The following is an 18,760-nucleotide window of genomic DNA, read 5'->3' as shown; positions in this document are numbered from 1 at the left end:
GCCCGGCCCTGGTCGGGCGGCCCGGCCTCACGCTCCGCCCCGAGGATGCCCCCGCGCCCTGCCCCTGGCGGGCGCGGCCCTGGCTCGCGCCTGGTGTCTCTGTCTCCGGGGGACGGGCGGGCCCCGGGGCCGCGCCGTTCGCGTCGCCCCAAGACCCCGGCCCCGCGCCCTGCCTCCGGCGGGCGGCCCCTGGCACGCGCCTCGCGCCCCTCCCGCTGAAGGATGGGCGGCCCAACCGACGTCCCGTGCTCGACCCCGGTGGCCGGCCCTGGCGCGCCGCGCGTCCCGCGCTGGCTACGGCTTGACCGAGACGTAGTACCGCCGGGCGCCCTCGGCCAGTGGCAGGGGCTCGGTGTAGATCGCCGATCGGACGTCCACCAGCTGGGCCGAGTGGACCTGCTGCCCGATCGCGTCACGGCTGCTCATCACGACCGCTGTCACCTGCTCGACCAGGGACGCGGGCACGTCGGCCCGGGTGACCAGCAGGTTCGCGACGGCGAGCGTGGAGACCGGGGTGTCGGGGTCGCTGCCCGGATACGCCGAGCTCGGCACCGTCGAGGTGCGGTAGATCTGGGTGTACCTGGCGCCGGGATCCTGCCGCTGGGCCAGCTGGTCCATCTTCGGGGCCAGCCCGCCGAGCGGGACGAGCCGCACGTGGAAGCGGCTCATCAACTCGGTGACCCCGCTGGTCGGCAGGCCGCCGGACCAGAAGAAGGCGTCGATCCTGTGCGTCTCCAGCGCCTTGGGCGCATCCGCGATGCCCAGCGGAACCGCGGTCAGATCGCGGCCGGGGGTGAGCCCGGAGACCGCCAGCACCCGCTGACTGATCAGCTCGACGCCGCTGCCGTGCTGCCCGGTGCCGACCCGCAGCCCCTTGAGGTCGCCGACGCTCCGCACCGGGGAACCGGTGGGCACGACGAGCTGCACGTAGTCGTCGTAGAGCTCGCCGAGCGCGCGGAGGCGCTCCTTGCCCGAGCCCGCGAAGTGCGCGACCGCGTCGGCGGTCGCGATGCCGAAGTCGTCGCGTCCGTCGACGACCCTGGCCAGGTTGTCCGGTCCGCCGACCGACTGGTCGAGCCGCAGCGAGACGCCGGGAACCCCCTTGGCGACGGCGGCCTGGAGCAGCTTCCCGTAGAGCGCGTAGACGCCGGAAGGGGTGCCGGTGGCCATCCGGTAGGCCCCCGAGGGGTAGGACGGACCCCTGCTCGCGCCGAACCACCCGGCGGCCGCCACCGCCAGCACCGTCAGCAGCGCCAGCGCCAGGCGCAGCCGACCGAGCCGGTGGAGCCGCGGCGGAAGGGACGGAGACATGCCCGGATCCTGCCAGCCGGGGACGCCGCCGGGAAGAGCCTGTCTGAGCCGTGGACGCCCCCGCCCGGCCCGGCCCGCCGATCGCCCCGCGCGGCGGGCCGGGGGCCGGAACCTGGCGCACGGACCCCGCAGGCGCTGCCCGTACCCTTGGGGGCGTGGGTACCGCAGAAACTTCCAAGACGTACGACATCCGCACCTACGGATGCCAGATGAACGTCCACGACTCCGAGCGCCTCTCCGGTCTGATGGAGGACGCCGGCTACGTGAAGGCCGCCGAGGGCAGCAGCGCCGACGTCGTCGTGTTCAACACCTGTGCCGTGCGAGAGAACGCCGACAACAAGCTCTACGGCAACCTCGGCCGGCTCGCCTCGGTGAAGGCGCAGCAGCCCGGCATGCAGATCGCCGTCGGCGGCTGCCTGGCCCAGAAGGACCGGGCCACCATCGTCAAGAAGGCCCCCTGGGTCGATGTCGTCTTCGGCACCCACAACATCGGCCACCTCCCCGCGCTGCTGGAGCGCGCGCGGGTGCAGGAGGAGGCCCAGGTCGAGATCCTCGAGTCGCTGGAGGTCTTCCCCTCCACGCTGCCGACGCGGCGCGAGTCCGCCTACGCCGCGTGGGTCTCCGTCTCGGTGGGCTGCAACAACACCTGCACCTTCTGCATCGTGCCCGCGCTGCGCGGCAAGGAGAAGGACCGCCGCAGCGGCGACATCCTGGCCGAGGTCCAGGCGCTGGTGAACGAGGGCGTCGTCGAGGTCACCCTGCTCGGGCAGAACGTCAACGCCTACGGCTCGGACATCGGCGACCGGCTCGCCTTCGGCAAGCTGCTGCGCGCCTGCGGCGAGGTCGAGGGCTTGGAGCGGGTGCGCTTCACCTCCCCGCATCCCAAGGACTTCACCGACGACGTCATCGCGGCCATGGCCGAGACGCCGAACGTGATGCACCAGCTGCACATGCCGCTGCAGTCCGGCTCGGACACGGTGCTGCGCGCCATGCGCCGCTCCTACCGGCAGGAGCGCTACCTCGGCATCATCGAGCGGGTCCGCGCCGCGATGCCGGACGCGGCGATCACCACCGACATCATCGTGGGCTTCCCCGGCGAGACCGAGGAGGACTTCGAGCAGACGCTGCACGTCGTCCGCGAGGCGCGTTTCGCCCAGGCCTTCACCTTCCAGTACTCCAAGCGGCCCGGCACCCCCGCCGCCGAGATGGAGAACCAGATCCCCAAGGAGGTCGTCCAGGCCCGCTACGAGCGGCTGGTCGCACTCCAGGAGGAGATCTCCTGGGAGGAGAACAAGAAGCAGGTCGGCCGCAGGCTCGAGGTCCTGGTCGCCGAGGGCGAGGGCCGCAAGGACGAGGCCACCTCCCGTCTCTCGGGCCGCGCGCCGGACAACCGGCTGGTGCACTTCACCCGGCCGACCGAGCCCGTCCGCCCCGGTGACATGGTCACCGTCGAGATCACCTACGCCGCCCCGCACCACCTGCTGGCCGAGGGCCCGACGCTGGACGTGCGCCGGACCCGCGCCGGTGACGCCTGGGAGAAGCGCCAGGCGGCGCCCGCCGGGGACGCCGCGAAGCCGGCCGGGGTGATGCTCGGCCTGCCGACGATCGGTGCTCCGGCACCGCTGCCGCAGGCGGCGGACGGCGCGAAGGGCTGCTGCTGAGCCGTGACGGACGGCGACGCACGGAGCTGACCGACCGATCACGATGATCGATCGGTCGCGCCGATCGGTGCGATCGCTTCGCCGTCCGTGCGTGCCCTGCCGTGTCCTGCACCGCGCCGGGTGCCGCCCGCAGGCGGGGCCCGACGGCGGGCCGAGCGTCCCGGCAGGGATCCCGATTGATCCGATCATTCGATCGACCTGCCGGGTAGGGTCTTGGGCATGCTGGTTGCCGCTGCCGTCTGCCCCTGCCCGCCACTGCTCGTGCCCGAGGTCGCCGTCGGAGCCGCACCGGAGCTGGACGGGCTGCGGGCCGCCTGCGACGAGGCGCTCGCGGTGCTGACCGGGGCCGCGCCGGAGCTCATCTGGGTGGTCGGGCCGGGACCCGAGCACAAGCTCTTCGACCGTGGCGGAGTCGGCGGATTCCAGGGCTTCGGCGTGGACCTGGGCGTCGCGCTGGGCGCCGGGGACGCGGGGGAGACCCTGCCCTCCTCGCTGGCCGTGGGGGCCTGGCTGCTCGCGCGCGCCGGCTGGCAGGGCGAGACCCGGGCGCTCGCCGTCGCCGACTACCTGGAGTGGGAACTCTGCCGGGAGAACGGAAGGGAGCTGGCCGCTTCCGCCGAGCGGGTCGGCTTCCTGGTGCTGGGGGAGGGAAGCGCCCGGCGCACGCTCAAGGCCCCGGGCTACCTGGACGAGCGGGCCGAGCCCTTCGACGCCGCCGTGGCCGCCGGGTTCGCCGAGGGGGAGCTGCCGCCGCTCGACGCCGAGCTGGCCTTCGAACTGCTGGCCTCGGGCCGTGCCCCCTGGCAGGTCCTCGCCGGCGCGAGCGAGCAGCCGGTCGGATCCGCCCGGCTGCTCTACGACGACGCCCCGTACGGCGTCGGTTACTTCGTCGCGTCCTGGTCCTGACCGTCGTCGGTCGGCTTCTCAGCCGTCCGCTCGCTCGCCTCGCCAGGGATCACGTCCTTCGGGCCGCCGATCTTGTCGACGGCCTCCTTCGCCTTGCCCGTGCCCATCTGGATCTGGTCGCTGTACTTGTGCTTGGTGGCCTTGTCCGCCAGATCGCCGACTTTGTCCAGACCGGCGCCGATCTGTGACTTGTGACTTCCGGCGTATTCGGTGGCTTTCTTGGTGGCCTGGCCCAGCGCGTCCTTCAGGGAGTCCGTGAGGCCCATGGCAGCTCCATTCTCGCTCTCGGGCCCGCCTCAGGCCCGCAGGCCGTGAAACCGGGCATATGGCCCGTCCGTACCCATATGGTATTTCCGATGGACGGATTTGCCAGACTAGGGGGGTGATCAGTGCCTCCTCGCCCCGCATCGCCGGGCCGCGCGTCATCGCCGTCGTCGGCGCCACCGCCGTCGGGAAGTCCGACCTCGGCGTGGCCATCGCCCAACACCTCGGCGGCGAGGTGGTGAACACCGACTCCATGCAGCTCTACCGGGGCATGGACATCGGCACCGCCAAACTGACCATGGCCGAGCGCGAGGGCGTGCCGCACCACCTCCTCGACATCTGGGACGTCACCGAGGCCGCGAGCGTCGCCGAGTACCAGCGGCTGGCGCGCGAGGCGATCGACAAGCTGGTCGCGCAGGGGCGCACACCGGTGCTGGTCGGCGGCTCGGGGCTCTACGTCCGCGCCGCCATCGACGAGCTGGAGTTCCCCGGCACGGACCCCGAGGTCCGCGCCAGGCTGGAGGCGGAACTCGAGACGGAGGGATCCGGCGCGCTGCATGCCCGTCTGGCCGCCGTCGATCCCGAGGCCGCGCGCGCGATCCTGCCGAGCAACGGACGGCGGATCGTCCGGGCCCTGGAGGTCGTCGAGATCACCGGACTGCCCTTCACCGCCAACCTCCCCGGCCACGAGTCCGTCTACGACGCCGTGCAGATCGGCGTCCGCCTGCCGCGCCCCGAGCTGGACGAGCGGATCGAACTCCGCGTCGACCGGATGTGGGAGGCCGGACTCCTCGACGAGGTCGGCGAGCTGGCGGCGCAGGGCCTGCGCGAGGGCCGCACGGCCGCCCGCGCGCTCGGGTACCAGCAGGCACTCGCCCAACTGGACGGCGTCTACGACGAAGCGGAGGCCCGCGCCGAGACGGTGCGGGCGACCCGGCGCTTCGCCCGCCGGCAGGAGTCCTGGTTCCGCCGCGACCCTCGCGTGCACTGGCTCGACCGGGACACCTCCGAGCCGCCGACGGCGCTCGTCGAGCAGGCGCTCGCGCTGCTCTGAGCACGGGACGGGAGGTCGGCGGAACGGCGTTGCGCCGGAGGCCCGCTCGGGTCCGGCCGGGTTCGTCCTCGCGTCGCGGTCGCGCCGTCGGCGCCGCCTCGGGGCGGTGTCCGAGGGGAGTCCTTCGCACGGGCGTCCGGCGCTGGTGGGATGCCGTTCGCACGCCCGTGGCCCGGGAAAGCGCGCCCGGTTACGACCTGATCACGTCATGGCCACGGATCACCGCGAAGGCCCTTGCGGACGCCGCCCCAAGGCCCTGGCGTGCCATCATCGAGCATCGAGAGCTTCGGTGATGCGGTGGGGTGCGAACTCCTCTGCGTCGTGGTTGTTTTTTGGAACTTCTAGCGCAGGGAGGCCGCGTGTCCATGGATACCGGCCCCGACACGCACCGACTCCCGGACGACCCCTTCGAGCCCGAGGAGCAGGCGGCAGTGCAAGCACGCGAGCTGCCCGCACGGGAACTGACGCCCCTTCCGTCGCTGCCCGCCCAGGACGAGGGCGCGCTGCACGGACGCGAACTGCGTCCGGAAGGCCGGCTACGGGTCTGGCAGATCATCCCGATCGTCGGCCTCGCCATCCTCGGTTCGCTGATGTTCGCCTTCCCGCTCGCCTTCGAGGGCGGCGCGGGCGGCACCGGCGGATCCGGCGGCAGCCTCGTCGGCATGCTCGGCCTGCTGCTCACCGCCGCCTCGGCCGGCTGGGGCGCGATGGCCGCCCGCCGGGCCGGCTACGCATGGCCCGGTCTTCCCCGCCAGGGCTCCGGCCGCCGCGCGGGCTGGCGCCCGCTGCTCGCCTACACGGCGACCGCTGTCGCCCTTCTCGCGCTCGGTGTCTGGCGCGTCGCCCACCTCCACGGCTGACACCTGCCCCGCCTGCCCATCCGCCATTCGCCCGTTTTCCGCCCGCCGCCCTGCGGGCTGACGCTCCTCGGGTTGCCCGGTCCGACTCGAGCGCTCGACGCCGGCGGCCGTGCAGGCGACTGGGAACCCTGCGAGAGCGCGTGTGAGCCGCCCGGCGCGCGCCTCGTGGAGCACGACAGCCCCGGAGTCGGCCGTCGAGGCGGGCGTGGTAGGCCGCGGGCAGGTCGTCGACCAGGACCGACCGTGACCAGCCCTCGGTTCCCCCACGGCCGGCTGCTCGGCCTCTGACCCGCCTCCCGGCGGCCGCCGCCTTCACGGCCCTCGGGGCCCGAAGCCCGCTGCGGCGGTTCGGTTCCCGCCCGCGCGCTCGGCGGTCGGCCCGTCTTCAGGGACCCGCGGCCTGTCCGTCCCGGCCGCGGTGCCCGGCACCGCCGCGACTCCCCGGCTCCGCTCGCTCGGCCCCCGATGCCCGCGGCGGTCCGGCCGGCCCTCGGGCAGCCCGGCCGGCGCCGTGTTCCGGCCGGATCCGGCGCGTCAGGCCTCGCCCGTACCATGGATCAGGTGAACGACATGGTGAAGGGCATTCGCTTCCTCAAGGGCCACGGGACCGAGAACGACTTCGTGATCGTCCCCGACCCCGACGGCCTGCTGGAGCTGGGCGCCCCCCAGGTGGCCCTGCTCTGCGACCGCAGGGCCGGTCTCGGCGGTGACGGACTGCTGCGCGTGGTCCGGTCCGCCGCGCACCCCCAGGCGTCCGCGCACGCGGACGGCGCCGAGTGGTTCATGGACTACCGGAACTCCGACGGCAGCATCGCCGAGATGTGCGGCAACGGCGTGCGCGTCTTCGCGCGCTACCTGGTGACTGCCGGGCTCGCCGAGCCGGGCGAGTTCGCCGTCGCCACCCGTGGCGGCCTCAAGCGCGTGCGCGTCCCGGCCGAGGGCGACGTCACGGTGGACATGGGCCGGGCGCTGCTGCCCCCCGCCTCCGACATCGAGGTGGCCGTGGGCCCGCACCGCTGGCCGGCGCGGAACGTGAACATGGGCAACCCGCACGCGGTCGCCTTCGTCGCCGACCTCGCCGAGGCGGGCCACCTGTTCACCGCGCCCGAGGTCACTCCCGCGAGCGCCTACCCCGAGGGCGTCAACGTCGAGTTCGTCGTCGACCGCGGCCCGCGGCATGTCGCGCTCCGGGTCCACGAGCGCGGCTCGGGCGAGACCCGCTCCTGCGGGACGGGCGCGTGCGCGGTCATGGTCGCCACCGCCCGCCGCGACGGCGTGGATCCGGCGGTCACCGGCGAGCCGGTCACCTACACGGTCGACGTCCCCGGCGGTCGTCTGGTGATCACCGAGCGCCCGGACGGCGGGATCGAGATGACCGGCCCCGCGGTGATCCTCGCCGAGGGCGAGATCGACGCCGACTGGCTGGCTGCGGGCCCGCAGCGCTGAGCCGCCGCCGCGGCCCGGCGCGGTCCTGGGACCGGCCTCGCTCGCGTGCGGACTCAAATCTGTAATTCTTGCCCGCTGCGGATCGGTTCAAATCCCCCGAATGGGTGATCAAGGTGACGTTGGGAACACACGGCGTCGCGGTGTGTGTTGCACTCGCTAGCATGGACCATCGGAGCTGCCGCCTGCTCCGGTGATCACTGCCGGAGGTGCGCATGAATGCCGGTGATCTTCACGCCGTACCTGGCGTCCCGGGTGCCCCAGGCGTCCCCGTCGAGGGGCGCAGAACCGTCTCTGCGGCCCGTGCGCTGCCGGGGCTCCGCAAGGGCGCCCTGAGCCGCGCCGGGCTGGGCCGGAGCGCCCTGGGCAAGACGGGGCTGGGCCGTGCGGGGATAGCGGCGCTGCTCGCGGGTGGGGGGCGCCCGCAGCTCGCCGACGCCCTGGAGCCCGTCGTCCGGGCGCACCGCCTGCACCGTCCGCGGGCGGAGCTCGACCTCGCCCTGCTGGAGCGGGCCTACCAGGTCGCCGAGGCCTCCCACCGCGGCCAGACGCGCAAGAGCGGCGAGCCCTACATCACCCATCCGCTCGCCGTCACGATGATCCTCGCCCAACTCGGCGCCGAGACGACCACACTGGTGGCCGCCCTGCTGCACGACACGGTCGAGGACACGGCCATGACGCTCGATCAGGTGCGTGAGGGCTTCGGCGACGAGGTGGCCTATCTCGTCGACGGCGTCACCAAGTTGGAGAAGGTCGACTTCGGCGCCGCCGCGGAGGCCGAGACCTTCAGGAAGATGCTGGTCGCCACCGGACAGGACGTCCGGGTCATGGTCATCAAGCTCGCCGACCGGCTGCACAACATGCGCACGATCCGGCACATGAAGCCGGCCAGCCAGGTCAGGATCGCCAAGGTCACCCGCGACGTGCTGATCCCCCTGGCCGAACGCCTCGGCATCCAGGTGGTCAAGACGGAGCTGGAGGACATCGTCTTCGCCACGCTCCACCCGGAGGAGCACGCCGCCGTCACCGCCCTGCTGCTCCGCCAGGCCGCCGACGCTCCCGAGCCCGCCGCGGCGGCCGGCCCGTCCGGTCAGCGCGCCCGCGACGAGCGGCTCGCCGTCGCCCCCTCGGGTAAGGCCCCCGGCTCCGAAGCGCAGGCCGGGGCGGACGCCGGGGCTGCCACAGCCGTCGCTCCCGAGGGGGCGGACGAGGCCGAGGAGACCGACGAGCCTGCCCGGTCCGCCGTGCCCAGGGAGGACGCGCTGGAGTCCTTCGCCGCCCAGCTGCGCAGGCAACTGCGCGAGGCAAGGGTCCCGGCCCAGGTCAGCGTGCGCCCGCGGCACTGCGTCTCGCTGCAGCGCGCCCGGCTGCGTCGCGCCGAGCTCGGCCCGACGGACTTCGCCAGGCTGCTCGTGGTGGTCGAGGAGAACGCCGACTGCTACGCCGTCCTCGGCGAGCTGCACACCTGCTGGACCCCGCTGGCCGGGGAGTTCAAGGACTTCATCGCCGCGCCCAAGTTCAACCTCTACCAGTCGCTGCACACCTCGGTCACGACGGAGCACGGCGAGGTCGTCGAGGTGCTGGTGCGCACGGCGCGGATGCACCAGGTCGCCGAGTTCGGAGTCGTCGCCCTCGGCACGTCGGGCGCCACCGGCCTGGGGGCCGGCGCCGAGGACGCCGAAGGACACGACCCGCTCGACCACACCGACCCGGCCAGGCCCGGCTGGCTCTCCCGGCTGCTGGACTGGCAGCGCGAGACGCCCGACCCGGACACCTTCTGGTCCCAGCTCACCGCCGATCTGGCCGGCGACGGCGAGATCACCGTCCTGGTCGAGGACGCCCGCGCGGGCGCGACGGGCACCGGCGTCGCCGGCGAGCGCGTGCAACTGCCGGCCGGGGCGACGGGCGTGGACGCCGCCTACGCGCTGGGCGAGGAGCGCGGCCACCGATGTATCGGGGCCAGGATCAACGGCCGGCTCACCGCGCTGTCGACCCCGCTGCGCGACGGCGACGTCGTGGACCTCCTCACCGAGCCCCCCGGCGAGGAGACGGCGGGTCCCGCGCCCGAGTGGCTCGCCCACGCCCGCACCCCCGGCGCGCGGATCGCCATCGAGCGCTGGCTGGCCCAGCACCCCGACCACGAGCAGGCCTCCCGACTGCCCACCGGACCGCTCGTCGGACCGCCGCGCGGCCATCAGCTGCTCGGGGCAGGCCTCGTCGACGCCGGTCGCGACGTGATCACCGCGCCGTCCATGCCCGAGGCCCCCGTCCGGCTCGCCCGCTGCTGCACCCCGGTCCCGCCCGACGCCCTGCTCTGCTTCGCCATCCGGGGCGGCGCGCTCGCCGTCCACCGCGCGGACTGCCCCACCGGCGCCGCGATGCGCGACGGCGGCCGGGCTCCGGTCGAGGTCCACTGGCTGGAGAGCCAGACGCCCACCGGGTACCGGGTCACCGTCCAGGCCGACTCACTCGGCCGCCCGCGCCTGCTGGCCGACCTGACCGCCGCCATGTCCGGCGCGGGGGTCGACATCATCTCCGCCGAGGTCGAGCCGCCGCAGGAACTGCGGGTCCGGCACACGTACACGGTCGAGCTGCCCGATGCCGAGGCGCTCCCCGAGCTGATGCGGGTCATGCTCAGGGTCCCCGGCGTCTACGACGTCTACCGGGCCGGGCCCGTGGGACGGGGGCAGGGCCTGGCCGGGAGCGGTGCGACCGGTCATGCCGGAGGGGAGGACGGCGCCGGCGCGCGCCACGGCGGCAGCGGAAACGGTGGCGCCGGAAACGGTGGTGGCGGCGGAAACGGTCGTGACGGAAATGGTGATGACCCCGGTGGCGAGGGCATGCGACCATCAAGGGGAATGCGCGGCATCCCTGCCGCGTTGAATTCGACGGGTGATTCCTCGCCGCACTCCGATCCGGAGTCGCCGAGCGAGTGACACCCCTGGGAGTAGCGCCCCGGCCGAATTGCCGAGACACCTTTCTAAGGATGCGATGACCTCCACGTTCGAAACCCGCGACGCCGACGCGAAGTCCGGCCGCGGCAACCGCCGCCCGGCCGATCTGCGCGCAGAGGCACTGATGGACGAGGACCTCGCGGGAATCGACGGGATTCCCGGGCGCCTCTACACCAACGACTACGACGGCGACCAGTTCGACCGTTCCGACCGCGCCGCACTCCGCCGCGTCTCCGGGCTCTCCACCGAGCTCGAGGACGTCACCGAGGTCGAGTACCGGCAGCTGCGTCTGGAGCGCGTCGTCCTCGTCGGCGTCTGGACCGACGGCACCGTCGAGGAGGCGGAGAACTCGCTCGCCGAGCTCGCCGCCCTCGCCGAGACCGCCGGCTCCGAGGTGCTGGACGGAGTGATCCAGCGCCGTGACAAGCCCGACCCGGCCACCTACATCGGCTCCGGCAAGGCCGCCGAGCTGCGCGAGATCGTGCTCTCCACCGGCGCGGACACGGTGGTCTGCGACGGTGAGCTCACACCCGGCCAGCTGATCCACCTCGAGGACGTCGTCAAGGTCAAGGTGGTCGACCGGACCGCGCTGATCCTCGACATCTTCGCCCAGCACGCCAAGTCCCGGGAGGGCAAGGCGCAGGTCTCGCTGGCGCAGATGCAGTACATGCTGCCGCGTCTGCGCGGTTGGGGTCAGTCGCTGTCCCGGCAGATGGGTGGCGGTGGCTCCGGCTCCTCGGGCGGCGGCATGGCCACCCGTGGTCCCGGTGAGACCAAGATCGAGACGGACCGGCGCCGTATCCGCGAGAAGATGGCGAAGCTGCGCCGCGAGATCGCCGACATGAAGAAGGGCCGCGACACCAAGCGCCAGGAGCGCCGTCGCAACCAGGTCCCCTCGGTCGCGATCGCCGGCTACACCAACGCCGGGAAGTCCTCCCTGCTCAACCGGCTCACCGGCGCCGGGGTGCTGGTGGAGAACGCCCTGTTCGCCACCCTGGACCCGACGGTCCGCCGCGCGGAGACGCCCGGCGGCCGGGTCTACACCCTGGCCGACACGGTCGGCTTCGTCCGCCACCTGCCGCACCACCTGGTCGAGGCCTTCCGCTCCACCATGGAGGAGGTCGGCGACGCCGACCTGATCCTGCACGTCGTCGACGGCGCGCACCCCGAGCCCGAGGCCCAGCTGGCCGCCGTGCGCGAGGTGATCGTCGAGGTCGGCGCGCAGAACGTGCCGGAGATCGTGGTGATCAACAAGGCGGACGCCGCCGACCCGCTGGTGCTCGCGCGTCTGCTGCGGCGCGAGCCGCACGCGATCGCGGTCTCGGCGCGGACGGGTCAGGGCATCGAGGAGCTGCTGGCGCTCGTCGAGTCCGAGCTGCCGCGGCCCTCGATCGAGGTCACCGCGCTGGTCCCGTACACACGCGGCGACCTGGTGGCCAAGGTCCACCGGGACGGCGAGGTGCTGGGCGAGGACCACAACGGCGACGGCACGGTTCTGCACGCCCGCGTCGGCGCGGAGCTGGCAGCCGAGCTGGAGACCTTCGCGGTCGCCGCACAGCACTGAGGCCGGCGTTGCCGGCGCAACAGGTCCGACCCTCAGGGGCGCGGGGCTCTGCCTGATCAACTGCGTGCGCGACAAGCCACCGTGCGTCACCGTGCGTGGTGAGTCGCCGAACGAGCGGGGCCATCCCGACAGGGGTGGCCCCGCTCGCGCAGTCGATCAGGCAGAGCCTCGCGCCCCTGAACGTTCTGCAGCGGGGCGTTCTGCCATACGTGCGCCTCTTGTGCGGGGATTGTGGACGGCCGTTTCTCCACGCGGACTGGGTCGTTAGGCCAACGGGACGTCACCCGAAGGGGGTGCGTGCCACCGCAACCGGGTCTGCTCGTTCGGGTGGTCGGCCGCCCGAGGAGAGCCACGCCCGCGCGGTCGGCGTCCCGACCGCCAGGAGGTACTCAGGCCATGTCCACCACGGCGTCGCCCGCCCATCCCGACATCGCGCTCCGTCTCGGCGCGGAGGCGATCCTCAGCCGCCAGGCGGCCCGCGAGTCCGCCGCGCGGACCTACGCCCGCTCGCTGCCGATCGTCCCGGTGCGAGCGAGAGGGATGACGGTCGAGGGCGCGGACGGCCGCCGCTACCTGGACTGCCTCGCCGGCGCCGGAACGCTCGCCCTGGGCCACAATCATCCCGTGGTACTGGAGGCGATCCGCGCGGTCCTCGACGCCGAGGCGCCGCTCCACGTGCTGGACCTGGCCACGCCCGTCAAGGACGCGTTCACCACCGCGCTCTTCGAGACCCTGCCGCCCTCGATGGCGCGTGACGCCCGGATCCAGTTCTGCGGGCCGGCCGGCACGGACGCGGTCGAGGCCGCGCTGAAGCTGGTGCGGCTCGCGACCGGAAGGGACGGCCTGCTCGCCTTCACCGGCGGCTACCACGGCCAGACCGCGGGCGCGCTCGCGGCCACGGGCGACACGGCGGTCCGCGCCGGGCTCGGGCTCGGCGGCGCGGGCGGCGTCGGCGGACAGGTGACCAGGCTGCCCTACCCCTACGCGTACCGCTGCCCGTTCGGCGTCGGCGGCGTGGCGGGCGCGCAGTTGGGGACGCGGTGGACGCGCTCGCTGCTGGAGGACCCCAAGGGCGGCGTCGACCGTCCGGCGGGCATGCTGGTCGAGGTGGTCCAGGGCGAGGGCGGGGTCGTCCCCGCACCGGACGCCTGGCTGCGTGAGCAGCGCGAACTGACCGCGCGCCACGGCATCCCGCTCATCGTGGACGAGGTGCAGACCGGAGTGGGGCGCACGGGCGCGTTCTGGGCGGTGCAGCACTCCGGGGTGGAGCCGGACGTGATGGTCGTTTCCAAGGCCGTCGGCGGGAGCCTGCCGCTCGCCGCCATCGTCTACCGGGCGGAGCTCGACGTCTGGGCGCCCGGGGCGCACGCGGGGACCTTCCGCGGCAACCAGCTCGCCATGGCCGCCGGAGCGGCGACCCTCCGATTCGTGCGGGAACAGGGGCTCGACGCCCGAGCGGCCGAGCTCGGGACCCGGATGCTGGCCCGGCTCCGAGGCCTGCAAAGGGAGTTGCCCGTCATCGGTGATGTGCGCGGGCGGGGCCTGATGCTCGGCGTCGAACTCGTCGACCGGGAGGCCGCGCCGGACGAACTGGGCGCCTTCCCTGCCGCGCCGGAGCTGGCCCAAGCTGTGCGCGGGGAGGCGCTGCGGCGTGGCCTGATCGTCGAACTCGGCGGCCGGTACGGCTCGGTGGTCCGCCTGCTGCCGCCACTGACCATGACGGACGAGCAGGCGGAGGCGGTGCTGGAACGTCTCGCCGAGTCGATCGCCGCCGCCGCACGAGCGCTGGGCTTCGCCTCGTCCCAGGCCGGGTCCGCGCACAACCCGCGGTCGCAGGCCCCGTCGCGGCAAGGCCCGCTGTCGCAAGCCCCGTTGTCACAGCCGGCGCTCGCCCAGGCACCGCCGCCGGAGGCCGGGTTCGCCCACGCCCCGTTGGCGCAGGCTTCGTCGTCACACGCCCCGTCGTCCCACGCCACGGCTCCTGCGACCGCTTCGGCCCGGGCGTCCGCTCCAGCTCGGGCAACGACTCCGGCGGTCGCCGCCGCTGCCCGCGCGACGTGGGTGCCCGCCGCCCGTGCGGGAGGGGCGGCGTGACGCCTTCCCCGCTCGGGGCGGCGGGTGACGGCCACGCGGCAGGCCGCACACCTGCGGGCGCGGCTCCTGCGACGTCGGCGGGTCCGGCTCCGGTCGGGGCTCCGGTCGCGCCGAGGGCCGCGGCCGCGACGGCGCTCGCGGGCGGGGTGGCCGGGCCGGACGCGCTCGCCTCGTGGGTCGCGGAGGCGCTGAACGCGCTGCGCGAGGGCGCGGTCGCGCGCGGCGGCCCGCTGCCGGCAGGCGGACCGGGCGCCGTCGCCGCCGCCCTGCACGAACTCCTGGCCCCCGCCGCCTTGCTGCCGGAGACGGGCGAGTCGGGCGCGCTCGTGGAATTCACGCGGGCGCTGGCCGCCGGTGCCGCCGATCCGGCCGATCCGCACTGTGCCGCCCATCTCCAGGTGCCGCCGCTCGCCGTCGCCGCGGCGGCCGATCTCGCCGTCGCCGCGCTCAACCCCTCCCTCGACTCCTGGGACCAGGCCCCCAGCGGCGTCGCGATCGAGACCGCGGTGCTCCGCGTCCTCGCCGAGCTGGTCGGCTTCGCAGAGCCCTCCGCCGCGACGGGCGTGCTCACCACCGGGGGCACCGAATCGAATCTGATGGCCCTGCTGCTCGCCCGCGACGCCGTGCTGGCCCGCGAGTTCGGCGTGCCGGCCGGCGGCGCGCCGCCCCCCGAGGCGGCCGGACGGCTGCGGATCCACTGTTCCAGGGCCGCGCACTTCTCCCTCGCCAGGGCCGCGAGCGTTCTCGGCCTGGGCGCGCAGGCCGTCGTGCCCATCGACACCACGGACGACGGGGCCCTCGACCCGCGCCTGCTCGACTGGACCCTCGCCGACGCCCGCACCGCCGGACAGGTCCTGTGCTGTGTCGTGGCGACCGCAGGGACCACGGATCTCGGCGCGATCGATCCGCTCCGCGCCGTCGCCGCCGTCGCCGCGCGCCACGGTGTCCGCCTTCACGTCGACGCCGCCTACGGTGGCGGCGCGCTCTTCTCGCGCACGCTCGCGCCGCTGCTCGACGGCCTGGGACTCGCCGACACCGTCGGCCTCGACCTGCACAAACTGGGCTGGCAACCGGTCGCAGCCGGGGCCCTGCTGGCCAGGGAGGCGGCCATGCTGACTCCGCTGGAGCAGCGCGTCGCCTACCTCAACCCGGCGGACGACGAGGAGGCCGGCTACGTCTCGCTCCTCGGCCGGTCCCTTCGCACCACCCGCAGGCCTGACGCGTTCAAGGTGGCGGTGACGCTGCGGACACTGGGACGTTCCGGCCTCGGCGCACTGGTCGACCGCTGCCACGCCCTCGCGCGGTACGCCTCGGCCGCCATCACGGCGCAGCCGCGCCTCGAAGCGGTGGCCGAGCCGGTGCTCACCACCGTGCTCTTCCGCTACCTGCCGAGCGTTCCGAAGACGGAGTCAGGGGAGTCGGGGAAGTCGGAGGATTCGGTGGAGCCGGTGGCGTCAGCGGGATCGGTCGCATCGGCCGGTGCGGAGGCCGACGCCGTCAACGCGGAGCTGCGTCGTCGGCTGCTCGCCGAGGGCAGCGCCGTCGTCGGACGGACCGAGTTGCCGGGCACGGGCCACGGCCGCGTGCGTCTGAAGCTGACCCTGCTCAACCCGCACACCACCGAGGCGGACCTGGACCGACTGCTCGGTCTCGTCGTGGCGGCGGGCGAGGCGGTCGAGCGCGAGCGGTCAGGGCCGAGACCGTCGGAACCGACGTCAGGACCGACGCCGTCAGGGCCGAGACCGTCCGGGCTCCCCACGGAGGGGCCGTCCTCGCAGGACGGCACGACGAACGCTCGCCGGGGGGACCAGAACAGCGACGACAAGCCCAGCAAGAGCCAGGAGAAGCCCGCGTGAGCACTGTCCCCTCGCAGCAGCACCCCACGCCGCCGCCCTGCGCGGGGGACGACGCCGATCCGCTGCTGCAGGCGGATCCGGCAGCCGCAGCCGACTCCGCCGCCACCGAGAACCTGTTGCGCTGCTGGGTGCGCGAGACCGGCGCCGAGCTGCCCGCGGCCGGTGGCGTGCTGCAACTCGTGCTCGGCGACGGGCTGTTGCTGAGCGCCCTGGTGCGCTATCGGTCGCCCTCCGGCTGGCACCGCTTCGGCGCGGCTCGCCTGGCGGCGGCCGCCGCAGCAGGGGCCGGCTTGTCCGACGGGGTCCCTGGACGCCCGGTCGACGCGGTGACCCTCGCCTCCCTCCTCGCGCGCACGCCCGTCGGCGTCACCCCGGGCGCGGGCGGCGCCAGCACCGACGGTGCCGCCGTCGCGCCGGCGTCAGCCGCGGACATCGCGGACCTCACTGGCCGGGTCGCCGACTCCGTCCGTCGCACGGCGCAGTTCGTCGCGTACCGTCGGGCGGCCCCCGAGCCAGGGACAGCCGCCACCACGCCCTTCCTCCGCTCCGAGCAGGCCCTGATCCTCGGTCATCCGCTCCACCCGACGCCCAAGAGCCGCGAGGGTCTCGGAGACGCCGAAGCCGCCGCCTACGCACCCGAGTTGCGCGGAGCGCTCAGGCTGCACTGGTTCGCGGTGGACCGGACGCTCGTCGCGGCCGCCGATGGGAGAGCGCCCACCTGGGCCGGGGGAGCCGAGCTCGGCGTGTCCGGCGTCGCGGCGCTGACCGCCGGGCTGCGCGGCGCGGAGGCCCCGGACGCGCCGGACGGCACGGTGCTCCTGCCGGTCCATCCCTGGCAGGCAAGGGAACTGTCCAACCGACTGGCCGTGCGGGCGCTGATCGACGACGGCCGGATCCGCGACCTCGGTGCGGCCGGAGGCCTCTGGCACCCGACCTCCTCGGTGCGGACCCTCTACCGGCCGGGTGCGCCGTGGATGCTCAAGCTGTCCCTGGGCCTGCGCATCACCAACTCCCGCCGGGAGAACCTCCGCAAGGAACTGCTGCGCGGGGCCGAGGTCCACCGCCTGCTCGAATCCGGCCTCGGCGCGCTGTGGCGCGCCGCGCACCCCGGCTTCGACATCGTCCGCGACCCGGCCTGGATCGGGGTCGACCTTCCGGGCTCGGCGGAGGACCAGTCGACCGCGAGCGGCTTCGACCTCGTCCTGCGGCAGAACCCCTTCGGCGGCGACGACCACGCGCACTGCCTGGCCGGACTCGTCGCCGAGCGCCCCTGGACCGGCGGCCACCGCTCCCACCTCGCCGAGGTGGTGCACCGTCTTGCCGTCCGCAGCGGACGTCCGGCTCCCACCGTCGCGACCGAGTGGTTCCTGCGTTACCTCGACGCGGTCGTGCTGCCGATCCTCTGGCTCGACGGCCGGGCGGGCATCGCGCTGGAGGCGCACCAGCAGAACAGCGTCGTGCTGCTCGACCAGGACGGCTGGCCCGTCGGCGGCCGCTACCGCGACAACCAGGGCTACTACTTCCGCGACTCGGCGGCAGCCGCACTGGAGGCGCGGCTGCCGGGGATCGGCCGCGCGAGCGACACCTTCGTGCCGGACCAGGTGGCCGACGAGCGCTTCGCCTACTACCTCGGCATCAACCACCTCCTGGGCCTGGTCGGCGCGTTCGGTTCCCAGGGTCTGGCCGAGGAACGGCTGTTGCTCGCCGCGCTCCGGCGCTTCCTCGCCGGAGCCGGCGCGGCCACGGGATCACGGCTCCCTGAGCTGCTGCTCGGCGCGGAGACGCTGCGCTGCAAGGCGAACCTGCTGACACGCCTGCACGGCATGGACGAACTCGTCGGCCCCGTCGAGACGCAGTCCGTGTACGTCGCCTTCGCGAACCCGCTCGCACAGGCCGCAGGGCAGCCCGCCGCGACGGGCGCTCGTCCCCAGGCCCTGGCCGGAGCCGGCGCGTGAACGACCAGCACCATCCGCGTTGGTCCGCCACCGTTCCCCAGGTTCCCCCGCCGAAGGCCGCGCCCCCGGCTGTGCCCGCCCAGCCGGGGAGCCCTGCCCCTTCGCCGCCCGTCCACGCGCAGTCGGCGCACCCTCAGCCGACGCCCGCCCGCCCTGGTCACCCCGAGCAGCCGGGTCACGCGCAGGCGGTGCGCCCGCTCGTTCCCCCGCACCGGCCGCACCCCCGCCAACGAGACGACCTGCTCGACGGCGTGGGGCGCTGGGGCACCATGCACACCCGGCACGGTGAGTTCCGACTGCAGCCGGTCCGGCTCGCGCGTGACCTGGCCCTGCTGGTCGCCTGGATGAACGACCCGGTCGTCTCCACCTTCTGGGAGCTGTGCGGACCCGCCGAGCTGACGGAGCACCATGTGCGCGTCCAACTCGAGGGGGACGGTCGGAGCGTCCCGTGCATCGGGCTGCTGAACGGGACGCCGATGAGCTACTGGGAGCTCTACCGTGCCGATCTCGACCCGCTCGCCCGGCACTACCCCGCCCGCCCGCACGACACCGGCGTGCACCTGCTGATCGGCCCCGCCGAGTGCCGCGGGCGCGGCATCGGCGGAACCCTGCTGACCGCGCTGACACAGCGCGTGCTGCGCGAGCGGCACGCGGCACGTCGCGTCGTGGCCGAGCCGGACGTGCGCAACCTGCCGTCCGTCCGCGCCTTCCTCCGGGCCGGCTTCCGCTACGACTCGGAGCTCCTGCTGCCGGAGAAACACGCGGCCCTGATGGTCTACGACCGCGACTGAGGCCGGCCTCGGCCCGGCCGCAGCCACCTGCCGGGGCGACCGCAGCA

At 74.1% G+C, this 18,760-nt stretch carries 13 protein-coding genes; 11 read left to right on the top strand and 2 right to left on the bottom strand.

Annotation, left to right across the window (positions count from 1 at the left end):
* Positions 1–294 precede the first annotated feature (294 nt).
* Positions 295–1,311, bottom strand: coding sequence for a TAXI family TRAP transporter solute-binding subunit (locus BS83_RS35970; protein WP_037607491.1), 1,017 nt, complete (start codon positions 1,309–1,311; stop codon positions 295–297).
* Positions 1,312–1,466: 155 nt separating this feature from the next.
* Between BS83_RS35970 and miaB the strand changes: the two genes are divergently transcribed.
* Together miaB and BS83_RS35960 are read left to right on the top strand one after the other, a co-directional pair.
* Entirely contained in the window at positions 1,467–2,972 is a 1,506-nt protein-coding gene (miaB, locus tag BS83_RS35965) for a tRNA (N6-isopentenyl adenosine(37)-C2)-methylthiotransferase MiaB (RefSeq protein ID WP_037607490.1), read from the top strand.
* A gap of 219 nt (positions 2,973–3,191) precedes the next feature.
* Positions 3,192–3,878 carry a class III extradiol dioxygenase subunit B-like domain-containing protein gene (locus tag BS83_RS35960; protein WP_037607489.1) on the top strand — a complete coding sequence of 229 codons (687 nt, stop codon included), beginning with the start codon at positions 3,192–3,194 and terminating at the stop codon, positions 3,876–3,878.
* Here the strand turns inward: BS83_RS35960 and BS83_RS35955 are convergent.
* Complete coding sequence (locus tag BS83_RS35955; protein WP_037607488.1) at positions 3,854–4,144, bottom strand: antitoxin; 291 nt, start codon at positions 4,142–4,144, stop codon at positions 3,854–3,856. The genes BS83_RS35960 and BS83_RS35955 overlap by 25 nt on opposite strands.
* Before the next feature lie 119 nt (positions 4,145–4,263).
* On the opposite strand from BS83_RS35955, the gene miaA reads away from it, so the two are divergent.
* From miaA to BS83_RS35910, 9 genes are all read left to right on the top strand, one after another.
* Positions 4,264–5,196, top strand: coding sequence for a tRNA (adenosine(37)-N6)-dimethylallyltransferase MiaA (gene miaA, locus BS83_RS35950; protein WP_037610700.1), 933 nt, complete (start codon positions 4,264–4,266; stop codon positions 5,194–5,196).
* Positions 5,197–5,561: 365 nt separating this feature from the next.
* Entirely contained in the window at positions 5,562–6,056 is a 495-nt protein-coding gene (locus BS83_RS35945) for a hypothetical protein (protein WP_051944675.1), read from the top strand.
* A gap of 570 nt (positions 6,057–6,626) precedes the next feature.
* The gene (gene dapF / locus BS83_RS35940) at positions 6,627–7,502 is read left to right on the top strand and encodes a diaminopimelate epimerase (protein WP_037610696.1); all 876 of its coding nucleotides are present in this window, start codon (positions 6,627–6,629) and stop codon (positions 7,500–7,502) included.
* 212 nt (positions 7,503–7,714) lie between these two features.
* Positions 7,715–10,435, top strand: a complete 2,721-nt coding sequence (locus BS83_RS48075; RefSeq protein ID WP_063774298.1) for a RelA/SpoT family protein — start codon at positions 7,715–7,717, stop codon at positions 10,433–10,435.
* Between the two features lie 55 nt (positions 10,436–10,490).
* Positions 10,491–12,017 (top strand): GTPase HflX, encoded by a 1,527-nt coding sequence (gene hflX, locus BS83_RS35930; RefSeq protein WP_037607487.1) that lies wholly within the window; start codon positions 10,491–10,493, stop codon positions 12,015–12,017.
* 396 nt (positions 12,018–12,413) lie between these two features.
* Positions 12,414–14,111 carry a diaminobutyrate--2-oxoglutarate transaminase family protein gene (locus BS83_RS35925; RefSeq protein ID WP_084714659.1) on the top strand — a complete coding sequence of 566 codons (1,698 nt, stop codon included), beginning with the start codon at positions 12,414–12,416 and terminating at the stop codon, positions 14,109–14,111.
* Between the two features lie 146 nt (positions 14,112–14,257).
* A complete protein-coding gene (locus tag BS83_RS35920; protein WP_063774297.1) occupies positions 14,258–15,967 on the top strand; it encodes a pyridoxal phosphate-dependent decarboxylase family protein in 1,710 nt (569 codons plus the stop codon).
* The gene (locus tag BS83_RS35915) at positions 15,964–17,922 is read left to right on the top strand and encodes an IucA/IucC family protein (protein WP_051944671.1); all 1,959 of its coding nucleotides are present in this window, start codon (positions 15,964–15,966) and stop codon (positions 17,920–17,922) included. Before BS83_RS35920 ends, BS83_RS35915 begins: the two co-directional genes overlap by 4 nt.
* On the top strand, positions 17,919–18,713 hold the full coding sequence (locus BS83_RS35910; protein ID WP_408641061.1) for a GNAT family N-acetyltransferase: 795 nt from the start codon (positions 17,919–17,921) through the stop codon (positions 18,711–18,713). Before BS83_RS35915 ends, BS83_RS35910 begins: the two co-directional genes overlap by 4 nt.
* The last annotated feature ends 47 nt before the right edge of the window (positions 18,714–18,760 follow it).

This window comes from Streptacidiphilus rugosus AM-16 (genome assembly GCF_000744655.1).
GTDB lineage: Bacteria > Actinomycetota > Actinomycetes > Streptomycetales > Streptomycetaceae > Streptacidiphilus > Streptacidiphilus rugosus.
This window is presented reverse-complemented; position numbering and strand designations above follow the sequence as displayed.

Excerpts from the sequence above, each read along its gene's own strand:
- BS83_RS35970 (WP_037607491.1), bottom strand. The coding sequence starts at position 1,311 with ATGTCTCCGTCCCTTCCGCCGCGGCTCCACCGGCTCGGTCGGCTGCGC.
- BS83_RS35960 (WP_037607489.1), top strand. The coding sequence starts at position 3,192 with ATGCTGGTTGCCGCTGCCGTCTGCCCCTGCCCGCCACTGCTCGTGCCC.
- BS83_RS35955 (WP_037607488.1), bottom strand. The coding sequence starts at position 4,144 with ATGGGCCTCACGGACTCCCTGAAGGACGCGCTGGGCCAGGCCACCAAG.
- BS83_RS35945 (WP_051944675.1), top strand. The coding sequence starts at position 5,562 with ATGGATACCGGCCCCGACACGCACCGACTCCCGGACGACCCCTTCGAG.
- dapF (WP_037610696.1), top strand. The coding sequence starts at position 6,627 with ATGGTGAAGGGCATTCGCTTCCTCAAGGGCCACGGGACCGAGAACGAC.
- BS83_RS48075 (WP_063774298.1), top strand. The coding sequence starts at position 7,715 with ATGAATGCCGGTGATCTTCACGCCGTACCTGGCGTCCCGGGTGCCCCA.
- hflX (WP_037607487.1), top strand. The coding sequence starts at position 10,491 with ATGACCTCCACGTTCGAAACCCGCGACGCCGACGCGAAGTCCGGCCGC.
- BS83_RS35925 (WP_084714659.1), top strand. The coding sequence starts at position 12,414 with ATGTCCACCACGGCGTCGCCCGCCCATCCCGACATCGCGCTCCGTCTC.